The sequence below is a fragment of the Vibrio sp. 2-Bac 85 genome (genome assembly GCF_037546705.1).
In the GTDB taxonomy this organism is placed as follows: domain Bacteria; phylum Pseudomonadota; class Gammaproteobacteria; order Enterobacterales; family Psychromonadaceae; genus Psychromonas.
This window is the reverse complement of the sequence record NZ_JALAAB010000003.1, coordinates 1-17421: the sequence shown is the minus strand read 5'-3', so window position 1 is coordinate 17421 and position 17421 is coordinate 1. Positions and strand designations below refer to the sequence as shown.

General features: G+C 36.5%; 14 protein-coding genes and 5 tRNA genes. 10 read left to right on the top strand and 9 right to left on the bottom strand.

The window, feature by feature from the left end:
- Nucleotides 1-30: 30 nt before the first annotated feature.
- The 6 genes from prsR to prsK form a co-directional block, all read right to left on the bottom strand.
- The gene (gene prsR / locus MT390_RS04470) at nt 31-1383 is read right to left on the bottom strand and encodes a PEP-CTERM-box response regulator transcription factor (protein ID WP_499439826.1); all 1353 of its coding nucleotides are present in this window, start codon (nt 1381-1383) and stop codon (nt 31-33) included.
- Between the two features lie 9 nt (nt 1384-1392).
- Nucleotides 1393-2670 (bottom strand): hypothetical protein, encoded by a 1278-nt coding sequence (locus MT390_RS04465; RefSeq protein ID WP_499439824.1) that lies wholly within the window; start codon nt 2668-2670, stop codon nt 1393-1395.
- Between the two features lie 14 nt (nt 2671-2684).
- Nucleotides 2685-3437 carry an AAA family ATPase gene (locus tag MT390_RS04460; protein WP_028867346.1) on the bottom strand — a complete coding sequence of 251 codons (753 nt, stop codon included), beginning with the start codon at nt 3435-3437 and terminating at the stop codon, nt 2685-2687.
- A gap of 1 nt (nt 3438) precedes the next feature.
- Nucleotides 3439-4983, bottom strand: a complete 1545-nt coding sequence (locus MT390_RS04455) for an XrtA system polysaccharide chain length determinant (RefSeq protein WP_028867345.1) — start codon at nt 4981-4983, stop codon at nt 3439-3441.
- Between the two features lie 2 nt (nt 4984-4985).
- Nucleotides 4986-5594 carry an XrtA/PEP-CTERM system exopolysaccharide export protein gene (locus tag MT390_RS04450; RefSeq protein WP_028867344.1) on the bottom strand — a complete coding sequence of 203 codons (609 nt, stop codon included), beginning with the start codon at nt 5592-5594 and terminating at the stop codon, nt 4986-4988.
- A 118-nt stretch (nt 5595-5712) separates the two neighbouring features.
- Nucleotides 5713-7752 carry an XrtA/PEP-CTERM system histidine kinase PrsK gene (prsK, locus tag MT390_RS04445; protein WP_499439822.1) on the bottom strand — a complete coding sequence of 680 codons (2040 nt, stop codon included), beginning with the start codon at nt 7750-7752 and terminating at the stop codon, nt 5713-5715.
- Between the two features lie 574 nt (nt 7753-8326).
- Between prsK and MT390_RS04440 the strand changes: the two genes are divergently transcribed.
- Nucleotides 8327-9625 carry a methyl-accepting chemotaxis protein gene (locus MT390_RS04440; protein ID WP_499439820.1) on the top strand — a complete coding sequence of 433 codons (1299 nt, stop codon included), beginning with the start codon at nt 8327-8329 and terminating at the stop codon, nt 9623-9625.
- A 214-nt stretch (nt 9626-9839) separates the two neighbouring features.
- Here MT390_RS04440 and MT390_RS04435 read toward each other — a convergent pair whose 3' ends face one another.
- Together MT390_RS04435 and gloB are read right to left on the bottom strand one after the other, a co-directional pair.
- Nucleotides 9840-11444, bottom strand: a complete 1605-nt coding sequence (locus tag MT390_RS04435) for a LysM peptidoglycan-binding domain-containing protein (protein WP_499439819.1) — start codon at nt 11442-11444, stop codon at nt 9840-9842.
- A gap of 91 nt (nt 11445-11535) precedes the next feature.
- Nucleotides 11536-12303 (bottom strand): hydroxyacylglutathione hydrolase, encoded by a 768-nt coding sequence (gene gloB, locus MT390_RS04430; RefSeq protein WP_499439817.1) that lies wholly within the window; start codon nt 12301-12303, stop codon nt 11536-11538.
- Nucleotides 12304-12340: 37 nt separating this feature from the next.
- Here gloB and MT390_RS04425 point away from each other — a divergent pair, with 37 nt between their 5' ends.
- Complete coding sequence (locus tag MT390_RS04425) at nt 12341-13072, top strand: methyltransferase domain-containing protein (RefSeq protein ID WP_499439815.1); 732 nt, start codon at nt 12341-12343, stop codon at nt 13070-13072.
- 48 nt (nt 13073-13120) lie between these two features.
- Here the strand turns inward: MT390_RS04425 and rnhA are convergent, their stop codons facing one another.
- On the bottom strand, nt 13121-13585 hold the full coding sequence (gene rnhA, locus MT390_RS04420) for a ribonuclease HI (RefSeq protein ID WP_499440067.1): 465 nt from the start codon (nt 13583-13585) through the stop codon (nt 13121-13123).
- 76 nt (nt 13586-13661) lie between these two features.
- Here rnhA and dnaQ point away from each other — a divergent pair, with 76 nt between their 5' ends.
- From dnaQ to MT390_RS04380, 8 genes are all read left to right on the top strand, one after another.
- Nucleotides 13662-14378 (top strand): DNA polymerase III subunit epsilon, encoded by a 717-nt coding sequence (dnaQ, locus tag MT390_RS04415; RefSeq protein WP_028867337.1) that lies wholly within the window; start codon nt 13662-13664, stop codon nt 14376-14378.
- Nucleotides 14369-15634: a hypothetical protein gene (locus MT390_RS04410; protein WP_499439813.1), complete on the top strand. Its 1266-nt coding sequence runs from the start codon at nt 14369-14371 to the stop codon at nt 15632-15634. The genes dnaQ and MT390_RS04410 overlap by 10 nt, the downstream gene beginning before the upstream one ends.
- A 165-nt stretch (nt 15635-15799) precedes the next feature.
- Nucleotides 15800-15876 (top strand) — tRNA-Asp (locus MT390_RS04405).
- A gap of 86 nt (nt 15877-15962) precedes the next feature.
- Nucleotides 15963-16039, top strand: a tRNA-Asp gene (locus MT390_RS04400).
- Between the two features lie 60 nt (nt 16040-16099).
- Nucleotides 16100-16176: transfer RNA gene (locus MT390_RS04395), tRNA-Asp, on the top strand.
- Between the two features lie 74 nt (nt 16177-16250).
- Nucleotides 16251-16327, top strand: a tRNA-Asp gene (locus MT390_RS04390).
- Nucleotides 16328-16489: 162 nt separating this feature from the next.
- Nucleotides 16490-16566 (top strand) — tRNA-Asp (locus MT390_RS04385).
- A gap of 412 nt (nt 16567-16978) precedes the next feature.
- Nucleotides 16979-17421, top strand: a 443-nt coding sequence (locus MT390_RS04380) for a helix-turn-helix domain-containing protein (RefSeq protein ID WP_499439812.1), incomplete at its 3' end; no start/stop codon positions are given.

The window sequence follows — 17421 nt, the reverse complement described above, 5'->3', positions numbered from 1 at the left end:
TTTATAAAAGGTAGTTGAAATTCATTTTAATTATTGCATATCGTATTTTTTCATTAGGTCATAAAGCGTGGGTCGCGTGATACCTAAAGATTTTGCTGCCGCACTCACATTATGATCAGATGCAATTAACGCTTGCTTCAACGCACTTACTTCTGCATTTCGTCTAATTTCTTTTAGGTTAAGCGGAGCCGTATCGGCATTCACTAATCCTAAATCTAAAGCACTTATGTATTTTAAATCACACATGATAGCTGCACGTTTTATTTTGTTTTCCATCTCTCGCACATTACCAGGCCAAGTATGATTTTCTATGCCATTTATCGCATCTTCCGAGAAACCGATAATTTGTAATTTCTGTTTTTTTACATACTTATTAAGTAAATATTTAGCCAATAAAATTTTATCTGAACCACGATCTCTTAAGGGCGGTATATCTATTTGAATTTCTGCAATACGATAAAAGAGATCTTCACGAAACTCACCTGTAGCGACCAATTTTTCTAAATCTTTATGGGTTGCACATATAATACGAGTATCGATATTAATTTGCGTTCGACCACCTACTCGCTCTATTACTCGCTCTTGTAAAAAACGCAATAATTTAGCTTGCAGGTGTAATGGCATATCACCAATTTCATCAAGAAATAAGGTCCCTTTATGCGCCATTTCAATTTTACCGACAGTACTTTTAACTGCACCGGTAAATGCACCTTTTTCATAACCAAAGAGTTCACTTTCAATCAAGTTTTCAGGGATAGCTGCACAATTTATCGCTATCATCTTATGATCTTTTCGCAAACTAAGTTGATGCAGAGAATTAGCGATAACTTCTTTACCCGTTCCACTTTCACCAATCAATAAACAAGACGCATCAGTGGGAGCAATTTTTTCTATCATCGAGCATATTTTTAACATCTTAGTATCGCTAGCAATCAACCCATTTAACATTGATTCTTTTTGACTGCGACTGCTAAGCTGACGATTCTTCTCTTCTAGATGATAGATATGAAAAGCACGTTGCACGATAAGATCTAAGGTATCTGCATCTACTGGTTTGGCATAAAAGTCATAGGAGCCTAATTTAACAGCCTGCATTGCATGTTCATTACCCTCATTACCTGTCATCACAATAATTTTCATATAAGGATGTAAATGAAGCGCCTGCTGCAATAATTCAAACCCTTCGGTCACACCATCCTCATCGGGAGGCAGCCCCAAATCTTGGATCATGACTTTAGGCTCATGCAAACGAATAGCAGAGATAGCTTCTTTTTGATTGGCGGCAATGACAACATTATAATCAGAAAAATGCCATTTCAATTGGGTCTGTAAGCCAAGATCATCTTCTACTATCAGTAACGTATCAGCTTTTTTATTTTTCAATATCTTTCCTTAATTCCTAAATTCAATTCTAGCTGTGTAACGCATTTCATCATAACTTGAGATACTAGCTGTAGACTGTTTTTCATACTCAGCTTGCAATGAGAAACTTAACCTTGGACGGAATAAGTATTTTGCACCTATGATGGCATTAGTGATTTGTTTATCGAAATCTGAAACCAGTGTTGACTCACTATATTGTAACGACACAAAAGAATTTAATGTTTCAGTGTTTTTGAAGTCGAAGCCTGTACTTAAACCCCAGCGAGGATCTTTTTCATCGGTATTTATATCTTTTTCTTGTTGATAAAAAATATTGTTATTGTTGTTTAAGCGGCTTGTAATAATAAATTTATGATCTAATTGGAGCCTGTCTATCCATAATAATTGGCTATCGGAAAAGTCTTCACTTTCATTATCTGCCACATCAAGACCTAACCCTAAAGATGAGTCGCTTAACTCTCTTTCTGCGCTCAATGAAAGGTTATGTTTAGCGAATTGATATTGGTAAGCTAATTTGAAAATAGCACCAGTTTCATCACTGTTATCATCGCTTAATTTACTATAACCCAATTGTACTAAATAAGTACCGGCAACCAATTGCCCTTCGATAGAGGCATTAACACTAATCTCTTGATAGTCGCCCCCTGTATTGCGATATTCAACATCACTCATATCACTAGAAAGTTCAAAGCGAGTTTTAGTATTTAATTTATGGTACCAAGCCAATCCAAAAATATTACGATCTGTATCATCGTCATCATTATCGCTAAGACGTGTTGCTATATAATTATAACTAAGTTGAAATCCGGCGCGTTTTGAATAAGGAATGATCCAGACAGGATTGACAGTGAATACATCCCTGTCTCCACTATTTTCAGGTACATCACTGCTTGATTGGTCGAGTAAATATGAACGCCTAAAATGGCTTAAATTAAGCATCAGATTCTTACTAAAAATCTCCTGCGATAAATTCAAGCTACCCGAGATATCACTTTCATCATCCGTTTCATCGTCGCTATAAGTTGAATAATAAATAGTGTAATCGAGTGCGGTTAAGTTGGTTGCTGTTTGATTAAAATAACCCAAGCCAAGATCAATCGTTTGCTCATATCCTGACTCTTTATTAACACTCGATTTATTAATGTTATCACTCTGTGCATGCTCAATACCCAATGAGATATAACGATCACTCACAGAGGCAGGCAAATCACTTGCAATAGCGGTGCTTGACAATAATGCCATTAAGCTCGTTTCTATAAATTTAAAACTACATTTTTTTAATTTCATATTCACACTATCGACTATTGATTATTAAGAACCAATCCAGCTAGCTTATCTTTACCGATTGCATCGACGCCTGCTTCCACTTGCGAAGAGTTCGATTGACCATACCCAACAACTAAAATGGCGGTATCACAAATTGAAGCTAATATCTGAGTTTCCGCGTATAAGCCAATGGGGGGTGTATCAATAATGATAAAACGATCTGGATAGCGGTTTTTAACTGAGTTAATAAAATTTTGCATATTAAGTGAAGAAAAGAGCTCTGCAGCATGAATAATATTCGTACCAACAGGTATCACCCTAACTCTAGGAATACCAGATGGATAAATAATATCTGTAATAGCATCAGTGTCTCTTGCTAACAAATTAGTTAACCCGAGCGTTGGCTCGTTTTTCAAATAGGAAGCAATTCGAGGTTTATAAATATTACAATCAATCACTAAGGCGGTTTTACCTTGATCCAATGCAATACTCGTCGCTAAATTCATGCTTACATGACTAGTACCTGATTCTTGAGAGATCCCGGTTACCATGCACACAAAGTTATTGTTGTCCATTTTATTTAATAGATTAGTACGCAATTCGCGGTAAGCATTTAGCGTTTTATAATCATCAAGACCAGGATAAATAATTTTACGTTCATCCAATTCCTTTGACGAAAGCAAGGCTGTTTCAGCCATCTCCGTTATCTTACTCAGTTGCAGCGACTCAGGCGTGAAGGTATCACGGCTTTGCAGAGCTGAAGAATTATTTGAAGAAGAATCAGACATATTAAAATGCTCCAAAATCAATGATATTTGTTAATGATGCACCGTACTTGTAGGCAACAGCTATAGCGACATAACAAGATAAACAAGCAATATAATAAAGTAAGAGAAAAGTATTATGAACTCGATTACGTCTTTTCTCAGTATTACAAAGGGCGTGTGGAATACCTGCTAATAAACTAACACCTTCAAAATCTTTTATTTCAGAGGTAAATCGAATTTTTGAATCAAGCATGATTTTAATAACAAAAATAGCAATCATAATAAGTAAAGCAACAATAGGCCCCGCAGCAAAAAAGTGTATAAAGCGAGCGCCAATAGGCGTATTTGGGTAAGTCGCCGCTTCTTGTAGTTTATAGTTCACCCCTTGACCTTGAATATCTAACACCATGGAAATACGTGCTTTTTCTTTTTTAGTCAGCATTTCTTCATACTGCTGTTGAAATACACTGTAATCACGCGTTAATTCAGACAATTCAGCTTTGTTATTTGCAATGCGCTTACGTCGCTCATAGGATTCATCTAATAATTCATTAAATGCCTTAAGTCGATTTAACAGGGTTTGATGCTCAATTCTTGCAGCAGATAATAAACTCCGTAACTCGCCATATAATGGGTTAAGATCAGAATTAATAGGCTTGTTAGCTTGACCGCCATTCGCCAAGTCAGCGAGAGTATTCTCTAAATCATTGATTTTATAATTAATATCAACAATTGCAGGATAACTATCTTCATAATTGATCAGCAAAGCTGCTTTTTCTTTTTTCAACTCTCTTAATTGAGATTGATAGACTGAAGACTCATAGTTATTACCAACTAACTTATTCTCTCTAGAAAGTTGTTTTTGCAAGTTCCAGACTCGTGTGTTGCTCTCTTGAACTTGTATGTTCATCTCTTCAATTGAAGCGCGCAATGAAGCAATACGAGAATTGACTTCTTCCTCTGTGCCATCAAAGTTAGATGATTGGAAACTTTTTAGTTTTTCCTCTGCTTTTAACAGTAAAGCCTTATAAGACGCGGTTTGTTGGTCAATAAAGTTATAAGCGCTTCGACTTTCTTGACGCTTGGTATCTGCGCTATCTTCAATAAAAACGGATACCACTTTGTTCAGCACTTCAAAAGTTCTACTTGCTGTATCGTCTTTATAAGAAACTTGAATGTAGTTACCTGACTTACCTGCTACAGTCAAATTACCCCTAATTTGACTTATTTTAATATCTTTTGCTAAGCCAGCTGGGAACGCATCTTCACCATAAACGCTATCGATCACTTCCGATAAGATACGCGGTGAATAAATAGTATCTCGGACTTGATTGCTTCTGTTTTGTTTTAACTCTGTGACAGAGGCTTTCGAGCCTAATAAAGGTTTGATAATATTTTGGCTATCAGCATAGATAGTAATCGAACTAGAATAACTCGGCGGTCGTAACATGCCTACAAACATGATAGCAAAGCTAATAATGGTCATTAAAAATGCCACTTTAAACTTACGCTGACATATCTCTCGCCATGTTACGGCGACATATTTAAAAATTTCCGTAATATCCATCTTTAAAATACACTCTCAGGAATTATTAAAATGTCAGATGGACGAAGTAGATAATTAGTATCTAAAATGCCTCTGTTTAAAATATCATCAACATTAACATGGTAAGGTTTGATGCCATCAGGTGTATTTCTGTACAAAATTGCTTCATCTGCATTTGCAAACTCTGTTAAACCGCCAGCTTCCAACACTAAATCTAAAACATTTAAATCCGTGTAATAAGGGATCGATAATGGGCCGTTAACTGCACCTGTAATACGTACACGACTTGAATAAGAAGCACTATTAGCACCGAGTACAATAACAGTTACGTTAGGGGCACGGATAAATTTACTTAATTTATCAGCAAGCTCTGACGCTAACACTTCAGGTGTTAACCCTTGTGCTTGAGCATCACCCACTAAAGGCATTGAAATTTTGCCATCAGGGCGAACAGGAACAGTGACAGAAAGATCTTGGTTCTTCCAAACACTGATTAACAACTGGTCGTTATTACCTATTTTATATTCTGAAAATTTCACTTTATCCGAATAAGGTTCTTCATGTAAAACAACTGTTTTTGCACATCCGCTTATCATCACAGTACAGAGAAGCGCTAGTAGATATTTATTCATATTTTTCTCTCTTTTTTAATTTAAGTGTAAATGCTAGTTTAAACCCAATTACGTTATTAGGAGATTACCCTAATTACTTAAAACAAATCATATTTATCTTATAAAAATGTTAATGCCGTTAACTTGCCATAGGCAAATAGATAGAAAACTTGCTACCGACCTGTGGTGTACTTTCGACAATTAACTCTCCTTTTAATGAATGTATGATTTCACGTATTTGATAAGCGCCTATGCCCATCCCTTGATCCTGCTTGGTACTATTAAAAGGTTGAAATAAATCATTCTTAATAAAATTTTGGTCCATACCTGTACCAGTATCGATAATATCTAACCAGATTTGATCATCTTTACAATTTAACAATAATTCTACACTCCCCTCATTTTCAGTTGCATCCTGAGCATTTTTGATAAGGTGGTTAATAGCCATCAATAACTTGTCTCTATCCCCTTTAACCTCTGCATCTAAGCAAGTTTTGGTTAGTTTAGGTTGTGGGAAGTCATTCATATTCATTGCTACAGCTTGAGCTAATAACTCATGTAAATTAATCGTTTTTAACTCGTCACTGCCTTTTAATTTCTTTAATAACTGATCCATTTTTTTCACAGAATTAGCAATTGTAGCAATAACATCATCCACAAATTCAGGGTGATGTTTATATTTTTCTGCATTTTTAACCACCAGACCTTGCTGCGCGATTAAGTTTTTAATGTCATGAATGGCAAAGGCCGAGACTTTATTAAACATGTCAAATTGTTGGTTTTGAACTAACTTTTCTGCCGCTTGCTCTTGATTAATATAGGTGGCAACTTGTCGCCCCGTTAGCTTTAATAAATCTAGATCTTCCCAGGTTAGTTTCTCATTTTCATTTAATTTTGTTTTGCAAAGCACCGCAAAACCAACTAAACCCGATGCTGCATTGAGTGGTAGCACGATCCAAGTATTTTGTACCGTTGCTATCCAGTCAGGTAAATCATTGTTGTATTGTGCATCGTACTTATTAGCAAATTTGTTAGCCTGGTAAACCCATTCTTCTTGCTCTAATTTTTGAATAAAATTGCTATATATAGACTCTATCGGCAAACGTCCACTAAATTGTAATTTAGCAGTAGCAACACACGTATAAAATTGTTGACCTTTAACCCAAATTCCACCTGCATCACAATTAAATAACTGATTTAATGCGTGTAATGATACATCGTAACAATTCTGACTTTTATGTTGCTGAGAAAGCAGAAGATCTAGTTTTATCCATTGTTTTTTATAATCATATTTATGGGCAAAGAAATGTTTACTTGTCCAAACAACAAATCCCTCACGTATTTTCTCTGAAAGTGAAAGTGCAGCAATAGAAAAGACAGATAAAACGTATAACATGACTTTAGAGGCGCTTAACCAACTAATATTAAAGTAGTCTAGTGCCGAAGAAAATAAAGCAATCGAGATTAAAAATACACCTACCAAGGTCAAACTCGTATTAAAAAGAATGACACTATTTGACAACTGGAAACGACTACTTTCCTTTAATTGATCCGCATAAAATATAATACTGAGGGCTAATAATAAAGAAGTGACAGAGCTAATCACAGCCCTTGCTTGCCATAAAGACTGATCAAGGTCGCTATCGAGTAACAGCAGTGAAAACACTACTATATCGTAGGAAAAAATAATAAATGCAACTAACGCAACTAATTTTGTCATTCGACTAGAATGATCGCTTCTAATCAATTGCTCACAAACCACAAAGCCGAATAAACTCAGCATTATTTTAAAGTAAAGCGCTAAAATAGGTGAAGGAAAGAGCGCAGTATTATTAATGTTATAAATGAACAGCGTTAAGGTGATTAACAATGTGCCATACAAGCCATATGCCCATATATTAGGGAGTTTTGTTCCCCTCGCTAACATCAATAAATAAAGTAATACAATCACCCAAGCAAGGTATCGTAAAGACTCAATTAAGAAAAACCCCCAAGATAGGGAACCTGCAGAAATAGTATCAGGAACTGCGCCATGCCAAATCACAGAAACAACAGCGCAAGCGAAGAGACTGAGTTTCACTCTTAACAATTTGACTTTAAATAAAATAATGACTGCCAGCGCAATTTCAACGCTACTATTCAACCAATGTATATCGCTTACAACAAGATTTAGTTCCATCTATATCTTCTCTGGCCCTGATAAATATGCGTAAAATAAAATCTATTAAATCAAAAATAGGTCTTAAATTGTTGAAATAAATCAATTATAGCTTTTATGGTAAATGGAAAGCAAACCTTGCTTATACGTATATCAAAGACATCCATAATCTACTGTCTAAAGATATAATATCCTAACGAGCATTTCAGGCGATTAAGATCCTATTACAACCTGAAGTAACTCTAATTATCAATCACCTAATTATTTTTTAAATATACTCAAGCTAGTTTTAAAATAAATGGAACATAGCAGACTTTTGCTTACTTCTTCGTTAAGAATGCTAGCTATTCACTAATACAAAGTTTCTCATGCTATTGAAATACAAATATAATTTTTTAAAATATCAAACATATCTAATACTAAACATAACATCTTGTTTAATTCATTTTTTAGACTACTTTTACAGTTCTTCAGATAACACTTAATAATCAATAATGTCTCTAATATCAATAGTGCATCAATAGTGCATCAATAGTGCATCAATAGTGCATCAATAGTTTAATCATACTCAGATAAAGCCATAGGATGGAAATAAATGTTTAATAAGCATATAAAAAATGAGTTAAGCGATCATAAATTGATGCTTAAAACAGCTAACTCTATTGTAGATTCAATAAAGCACAGCGTAGCAACCATCGAATTCACTCCTGATGGCCAAATTATTGATGCTAACCCTTTATTTTTAAATGTAACTGGATACCAAAAAGAAGAAATTGTTGGCGAGCATCACTCTGTTATGTGCCTTTCTCAATATATCAAATCTGAACAATATGCCTCATTTTGGCAGTCACTTCGACAAGGTCACTCTAATAAAGGCACTTTCATGCGTAAGCATAAAAGTGGCAATATAATCTGGTTAGAAGCGACTTACTTTCCTATTACAGAAGATGGAAAAGTCACTAAAGTAATGAAAATTGCAGCAGATGTTACTGAAAAGAAAATAGCTTCATTAGCTAAAGAAGCGGTATTTAATGCTCTTGATAAATCACAAGCGATTATAGAATTTACACCTGAAGGGCATATTATTACTGCTAATAACAATTTTTTATCTGCAGTTCGTTATGATCTAAAAAGTATTCAAGGCAAACATCACCGCCTATTTTGTGAAGACTCATTTTACAAAGAAAACCCTACTTTTTGGGAAGATTTACAACAAAATAACTTCAAAAGTGGGCAGTTTTTAAGAAAAGACGCTTACGGTAACGACCTATGGTTAGAAGCAACTTACAATCCTATTCTCGATGATAATAATCACGTAATTAAGGTCATCAAATTCGCGAGTGATATAACACATAACATTGAGCGTGAAGCATCAGTAAGAGAAGCGTCAACCATCGCCCATGACACCTCGTTAGCGACTATGGACATGATTGAGAAAGCATCAACAATGCTAATATCGTCAGTCAAAACCTCAGCAGATATTTCCGAACTCACCGATAAAGCCACTCAGCAGATTAACCTACTAAGTGAGCAATCGGATAACATTCAAGCAATTGTATCAACAATCAAAAGTATTGCAGATCAAACTAACTTATTAGCATTAAATGCGGCTATAGAAGCAGCACGAGCAGGAGAACAAGGCCGTGGTTTTGCAGTGGTTGCCGATGAGGTCAGGCAGCTTGCGTCTAGAACAACAGAGTCAACGAAAGAAATATCAGATGTTGTGGCGAATAATCAAGACGTCACTAAAAATGTCCAAGATGGTATTCATTCGGTTTCAGAGTTTGTTGAAAAAAATCGAGCTCAAATAAGTGCAATGGAAGCAATAATGCATGATGTTCAATCCGGAGCGCAAAAGGTATCTAAAGCGGTTGACGGGTTGAGCAAAGTTTAATTGTTTGTTTTACAACCACCCCTTTTAATCTTCTACTCATACCTAAATCCTGCTCGTCTTATGGCTTGCAGGTTCTTATTTGTTAAATGTTAGGTACTAATTACTTAAGTAGCTATGTAGTTACCCATAAGATATCAAACAGCAACGATTAAAATGTAATACGAGCACTGAAGATGACAAGCGATTGTAGACTTGATAATTACCCTGTAAATAATTAGGTATCCGACTTTTTCACATCAACATACACTTTTATTTTCTGCCCAGGCTTAATCATTCTGCTATTTTTAATATTATTCCAACGTACCAAATCAGCAGTTTTAACATTGAATTTATTAGCAATCCCGCCTAGAGAATCACCTGTCCGTACATGATAGGTAACATGGCGCGTAATTTTTTTAGTATTAGCAAAAGTATTAACAGAAGATGCTTTCCAAATCTTTAACGTTTGCCCCAAACGGAGTGTTTGTTTCACTTTTAAACCATTCCACTTAGCTATTTGCTGAGAGGTTACTTTATATCGACGGCTGATATCCCAAAGCGTATCTCCTTCAATGACTTTATGAGTCACTTTTTTCTTAGTGAGCTGTTGACTAGATTCTTGATCTTGTAAACGTTTTGCCTGTAAAGATAAATATTGTTGTTGCGAAGCACTAGCGATAGGGATTAAAAGAGGTTGTCCAATTTTGATAAAAGAGCTGTTTAAATCATTGATTTGTTTTAATACACTCGTTGTTGTTTTATTCCTTTGCGCAATCATACTCAGGCTATCACCGGATTTAACGCGGTAACGATCCCACCGAATACGCTTATTTTTATCAACTTTGGCCAGTTTATTAGAAAACTCTTTTGCCACAACACTTGGCAATAGTAATTTATGAGGCCCATCAGGTGAGGTCGCCCAGTGATTGAATGCAGGATTTAACAGTTGAACCTCTGCAAGACTTAATTCGGCTAATTCAGCAGCATAGGAAAGGTCGATTTGTGATCCAATATCAACATAAGTTAATGCCTGTTTATTAGGAATAAAAGGTAGGTCGATATCGTATTTTTCATGGTTTCTGAGAATATCTACTAAGGCCAAAAATTTAGGCACATATTTTTCTGTTTCCTTAGGTAAATCTAAATTCCAATAATCAACCGGCATGCCTGCTTTTCTGTTTTTGGAAATAGCACGCTCCACTCTGCCTTCACCAGAATTATAAGCCGCAAAAGCATACAACCAATCATTACCTAAATAACGATGTAAAATTTGCATATATCGCAAAGCACCACGCGTCGAAGCATATACATCACGGCGTCCGTCATACCACCAATCCTGACGTAAACCAAAACGCGCCCCGGAAATTGGCATAAATTGCCACAAACCAGAAGCGCCAGCATAGGAGTATGCATAGGGGTCAAAAGTACTTTCAACAACCGGCAACAAAGCCAATTCGAATGGTAAATTATTGGCTTCAATTTGTTCGACGATCAACCATAAAAATGGCTCAGCACGCTTTGAAACTTGTTGTAAATATTTAGGGTGGCGAAGATAATAATCACGCTGTATTGCTATTCGAGAGTTATCAGGCACTTCAAAATCAAAACCTTCCGCTAATTTAAGCCACAAATTATCATAATGCTTTTTTGATAGCCCCTCTATTACTTGGCTGCTTTCAATTTCAACAAGATTAGTTAATCCTTCTTCATCATCTTGCTCTTCCAATTCATTTCGTTCTTGATTGAAGATGGTTTCTTCTGGGAAATTGGCGGTTTGAAAGGAAGTACTTTGACAAGCGCTCAATAATAAAATAAAAAATAAAGGAAAAAATAGTTTCATAGTCGAGCCATTGATAAAAAGTAAACCAGATAGGTACAAATGCAGCCGTACCTACTTTTAAATTGAGCCAATATTAGAATCTAATAAACGATCAAAAGTTATCTTTGTAAATACGTAATGCTGCAAAGCATGGCAATCCAGCCTCAATAGGTTTTGCAAGTAAGTTTTGTAGATTATTAACTAATGCAGTATCGGAAGTACGTAAAAAAGGATTAATCGCTTTCTCACACTTGATCGTAGTTGGAATAGAAGGCAGTCCCTGCTGACGTAATTTACTTACTTGTTTAATATAAGCGAGCAAATCATTGTTGGTTGGGTCAACCTGCAGAGCAAAAATAAGATTATTCTGCGTATATTCATGAGCACAATATACTTTAGTCTCATCATTCAACGTACTTAAACGTGATAATGCGCTGTACATTTGTTGATGTGAGCCTTCAAATACTCGCCCACAGCCAGCTGAAAATAAAGTATCACCGCAAAATAACATTTGATCATTAAAATAAACAATATGATCCAAGGTGTGTCCAGGCACTTGCCATACTTTAAAGGTTAGCCTGTCATCAAAAAAACTCACATCAGCATCTTCACCTACTAAATTAACTTGATCAAACAGAGGTTGCTTAGCAAACACTTTAATATTAGGGTTGTCTGATAATAAATCTTTCACACCGCCAATATGGTCATGGTGATGATGAGTAATAATAATTGCTTCAATGACTAACTCTTGTGCAGCTAAAATTTCAAGAACAGGCGCTGCATCTCCGGGATCGACCACAACACAGCGCTGGCTTTGACTATCTTTAATAAGCCAAATATAGTTATCATTAAATGCAGCAATAGTTAAAACGCTAAACATAATTTTTCTCAACTTTAAAGTTTAGGAGTGGAGGCACATGAAAACAGCAAAAACATCACGTATCTTAACTCCAATTACGGACTGGTTACAGTTAAGTAACGGGCAACGTCTGCAGGCACAAACTCAAGACCTTGTTAAGGATGCCATCTCACATTGCTTTGGTTATCACTTATTAAAACTAGGGCATCTAAGTACGCAATTAAAAACCGATAATTGCCCTATTCGCCATCAAATAAATTGCGCAGAGGATGGAGAAGATATTGGTTTACAAAGCGATTTACAACATTTACCTTTTCAAAACGCCACCATCGACCTGTGCATTTTAGTGCACGAATTAGATTTTTCTAGCGATCCGCATCAATTATTAAGAGAAATCGATCGCATCTTAACACTCGATGGTACCTTGATAATCAGTGGTTATAACCCCTACAGCTTTTTTGGGTGTCGAACATTATTAACACCTAATGATCAACATACCGCGCGCCTCTTTTCACCTAATCGAGTTATCGATTGGTTACATGTTTTAGGGTTTGAAATAAAAGAAAAACAGTACTTTGATTGTTTATTAGCACAGCCCAAAGGTCCTATCATGACTCATTTAGGAAACTTTGGACGTCGTTATTTACCTTTTTTCTGTAGCGTTTATTTCATGGTTGCGAAAAAACAAACCACACCAATGACGCCGATCAAATTAGGGTTTGAATTTAAACGACGAATTATTAATAATCAACCAGTTACTACTAAACAATCTCACTCAAAAAACACCTAAACAGTTCTTTTGCGCGATTAACAATATTATTCGCAGTTGCAGTGAATACTATTCTACATAACCTTCATCTTTTTGAGTTGGTTTAGCCTCTGCGGCTTCTCGCGCTAAATCGTCACAACGTTCATTTTCAGGATGTCCTGAATGCCCTTTAACCCAATGCCACCTTACCGTGTGTTTCTCTTGAGCAGCATCTAACGCTTTCCATAAATCTACATTTTTTACTGGCGCTTTAGCTGCTGTTTTCCAACCACGTTTTTTCCAATTATGTATCCATTGTGTAATGCCTTGACGAACATATTGGCTATCTGTTGTTACATCCACCTCACAAACTTCAGTCAAACTCTCTAACCCTTTCACACAGGCCAGCATCTCCATTCGATTATTAGTGGTTCTCGCATAACCTTCAGAGAGTTCACGGCGGTGCTCATTAAAAACTAAAATAGCACCATAACCACCCGGACCAGGGTTACCAAGACATGAGCCATCTGTATAAAGTTGGATTTTTTTCATTATTACCATCACATAAATTTGTTAGACTAGTAAGCTAACATTCAGCTTAAACACGCAGCAACTATAAATAGAGATGTCTATGAACACAAGTAAACTCACCCGCCAAGTTGTACTGGATACTGAAACCACAGGTATGAACAAAGATGGTCTCATTTATGTAGGGCATCGTATTATTGAAATTGGTTGTGTTGAGGTTATTAATCGTCGCTTAACCGGTCGCCACTACCACGTTTATATACAACCGGATATGTTAATTGATCCGGAAGCGATGGCCGTCCATGGAATTACCGATGAGTTTTTATATGATAAACCTCGCTTTGCGGAAATCGCAGATGGGTTCATTGATTTTATTAAAGGTGCAGACTTAGTTATCCATAATGCGCCCTTTGATGTTGGCTTTATGGATCAAGAATTCCGTTTTTTAAATAAAAAGACACAACCTACTGAAGAAATAGCCACAGTTACCGATACATTAGAGATGGCTAAAAAGATGTTTCCCGGTAAACGGAATAATCTTGATATTTTATGTGACCGTTATGGTATTGATAATAAGCACCGAGTATTACATGGCGCTTTATTAGATGCGGAAATATTAGCAGATGTTTATCTACTAATGTCAGGTGGTCAAAAAGACTTAAATTTAGCCAATAATGAGTCAGGTAAAAATGATACTGGTCGACGTTTACGTCAAAATTTATCACCTTTATCTATTATTCATGCGAACCAAGAAGAGTTAAAAGCGCATGAATCACGTTTGGATTTAGTAGAAAAATCAGGGAGCTGCTTGTGGCGGTAATCAATAAAAGTTGGATTGTATTTACATTATTAATGCTGGCTGTTGTCAGCTCTTTTGCACATACGATCTATGCGCCCAATGACATTCCACTACTTGATAACCGCTTTAGAATTGACCCTAATACTGAACAAGTAACAATTATCTTAAATCACCCTAAACGCCCGCAAAAGACAGTGTTGGTACAACCCGATGGCAGTAAATTATTTGCTCGCCGCCACCCTGAAGAAAGTGTTGCCTGGTTCCATAATAACAGCCAAGATATTATAACCATTCAAAACCCGATGCCCGGTCCATGGCAAGCTATTGCAATGCTAAATGGGAATAATAGAATTCAGCTATTAAATCCTATTACATTGAAGATCAATAAATTACCGCTTAAAATTTACAATAGTGAATATCTGACATCCCATGTATCTTTGATTAAAGATGGGCAGATAATGACTAACAAAGATTATTTGAAATATGCAAAGTTAACAGTTTCTATTGTTAGCGATCTGAAAAAAGTAGTCTCATTATATAGAGACGATGGCCAATATTATGATTCATTCCCTTTTGACGGAGAGCTAACGACTGATTTTTTCATGGACTTAGATCCTGGTCGGTATTTGCTGAATATTAAGACTAAAAATAATATTTTTATTCGTAACGTGAACAAAGACATTGTTGTCTTTCCGCAACCATTAACCTACACAATACAACCAGCCGCAGAGAATGCGAGTAGCGCACAATTAACGTTAATTGCAGATGAATCTGAAATAGTCCCTAGCTCAATTACCATCGATGCCATGATCAGTAGTGTTGATAATCCACAAACACAACAATCTATCGTAAACTTCTCAGACCAAAAAGAAGCAAGTAATACACTTGTCGTTGATTTGCCACTCGCTTACGGTAATTACACTTACGCTGGAAAAGTATTTGCAACCACGGTAGATGGTCGTGAAATTAACTTTAAACTGCCTGATCAAAGCTTTGAATTAATAGCGCCAGCACCTGAAATCCCAGAGGTAAGTTCACTATTACCGATCACTTCAGAGGCCACTGCAACTATTTCAGGAGCAGAAGCGACGGGTGAAGCAACAGAGCAACCATTCCAATACCTATGGATATTAATAGCCTCATTTGCGTTGTTAATTGTAATAGCAGTGCTCGCAGTGATGTTTTTTCTCAAAAGAAAACAAAAAAAGCTAGCTGCAGATAATGGATTATCATTAGATGAATTGATCATTGATGAACCTAAACCGACTAAAAAATAAAATAAATAAGCTAAAAAACAAACGCTATGAACATAAAATAAGCACTTAGACCAATTACCTTGTAAATATTATGTTTTTTTTGTTTTTCGTTATTGACTCAGTACCTGCAACTCCGTATTATCTGCGCCTCAACGGAGTTGCATATTATGTAACGTTGATTTTGCTGGAGTGGTAGTTCAGTTGGTTAGAATACCGGCCTGTCACGCCGGGGGTCGCGGGTTCGAGTCCCGTCCACTCCGCCAACATTTTTTTATAAATTCAGTTTTATAAATTTAAGGTTGGCAATACTATCTAGCAAAATCTAAAGTTGAACTGATGATTGTCACGTGGAGTGGTAGTTCAGTTGGTTAGAATACCGGCCTGTCACGCCGGGGGTCGCGGGTTCGAGTCCCGTCCACTCCGCCAACTCATTTGCTTGCAAATGTAATAGATAATTATCAAAAGCTTGAACTGTAATACTCCAGTGGAGTGGTAGTTCAGTTGGTTAGAATACCGGCCTGTCACGCCGGGGGTCGCGGGTTCGAGTCCCGTCCACTCCGCCAACAGTATTATATGAAAGCTAAATGGTTTATTTCACCAGTATTAATTTATAAAGAAATAACTGTAACACACTCGTGGAGTGGTAGTTCAGTTGGTTAGAATACCGGCCTGTCACGCCGGGGGTCGCGGGTTCGAGTCCCGTCCACTCCGCCAACAGTGTGTTTAATCGAGATCACAACGATTTAAAATAAAGTGGTAAAACTGTTATACACTCGGAAGAGTGCTAGTTCAGTTGGTTAGACTCTTGTCTAATATAAGCGGCCTGTCACGCCGGCGGTTAACACCGTAAAGAGACAAAACTGTTATACACTCGGAGGAGTGGTAGTTCAGTTGGTTAGAATACCGGCCTGTCACGCCGGGGGTCGCGGGTTCGAGTCCCGTCCACTCCGCCAACAGTGTATAAAAGTTATTTCCAGATAAATTCTAATAATTAATTCTTAAACAAAAAATCCCATAGAAAATTAAACTATTATTACTCTAATGAGTAATAGCTCAGTTGGTTGACTCTTTATTAGAGCACGCGGCCTATCTCGTCAGGGTTCACGTATTCAAATCTCGTCCACTCCGCCAACAGTGTATAAAAGTTACTTCCTAAAAAATCTATCAAATTTCACTAAAAATATTCATATACTCTCATCTGCAGTAGTTCAGTTGGTTAACTCTTTATTAGAGCACGCGACCTGTCTCGCCAGAGTTCACGTATTCAAATTCCATCCACTCCGCCAACAGTGTATAATACCAAAGGAATTTAATTGGTGATCTAATGTGGTATTATTCATTCACCATTAATTGCTCGATTATCATATGAATAATATTTCTAAAATAAAAATTCCATACACAAATAATGCTAGCCTTAAACTGCGCTATTTGGCTGTGCAAAAGTTCCATGATGGTCACTCTAGAACATCCATTGCTAAGATATTGAATGTAAGTCGTCGATTAGTTAACGAATGGATAACAAAATATCTATCGGGTGGATTTGATGCGTTAGCATTAAAGCAAGCTACTGGTCAGCCTTCTCGTTTAAGTAATGAGCAAAAAGCTCAATTAAAAGAATACGTAATAAGTCATGCTGTCAAAGCGCAGGGAGGTCGTTTAATGGGTAAAGACATTCAAAAATATATCCAAGAAACCTTTAATGTAAATTACTGTGTAAGAAATATTTACCGTTTAATGAAAGAGCTAGGTATCGTTTGGATAACTTCTCGTTCGAAGCACCCAAAGCAAGATTTGGCTGCCCAAGAAGC

What these genes read in the sequence shown, in the direction of transcription:
- MT390_RS04440 (WP_499439820.1), top strand. Translation starts at nt 8,327, where the DNA reads ATGTTTAATAAGCATATAAAAAATGAGTTAAGCGATCATAAATTGATG.
- MT390_RS04460 (WP_028867346.1), bottom strand. Translation starts at nt 3,437, where the DNA reads ATGTCTGATTCTTCTTCAAATAATTCTTCAGCTCTGCAAAGCCGTGAT.
- MT390_RS04435 (WP_499439819.1), bottom strand. Translation starts at nt 11,444, where the DNA reads ATGAAACTATTTTTTCCTTTATTTTTTATTTTATTATTGAGCGCTTGT.
- MT390_RS04465 (WP_499439824.1), bottom strand. Translation starts at nt 2,670, where the DNA reads ATGAAATTAAAAAAATGTAGTTTTAAATTTATAGAAACGAGCTTAATG.
- MT390_RS04455 (WP_028867345.1), bottom strand. Translation starts at nt 4,983, where the DNA reads ATGGATATTACGGAAATTTTTAAATATGTCGCCGTAACATGGCGAGAG.
- dnaQ (WP_028867337.1), top strand. Translation starts at nt 13,662, where the DNA reads ATGAACACAAGTAAACTCACCCGCCAAGTTGTACTGGATACTGAAACC.
- MT390_RS04450 (WP_028867344.1), bottom strand. Translation starts at nt 5,594, where the DNA reads ATGAATAAATATCTACTAGCGCTTCTCTGTACTGTGATGATAAGCGGA.
- gloB (WP_499439817.1), bottom strand. Translation starts at nt 12,303, where the DNA reads ATGTTTAGCGTTTTAACTATTGCTGCATTTAATGATAACTATATTTGG.
- prsK (WP_499439822.1), bottom strand. Translation starts at nt 7,752, where the DNA reads ATGGAACTAAATCTTGTTGTAAGCGATATACATTGGTTGAATAGTAGC.
- MT390_RS04425 (WP_499439815.1), top strand. Translation starts at nt 12,341, where the DNA reads ATGAAAACAGCAAAAACATCACGTATCTTAACTCCAATTACGGACTGG.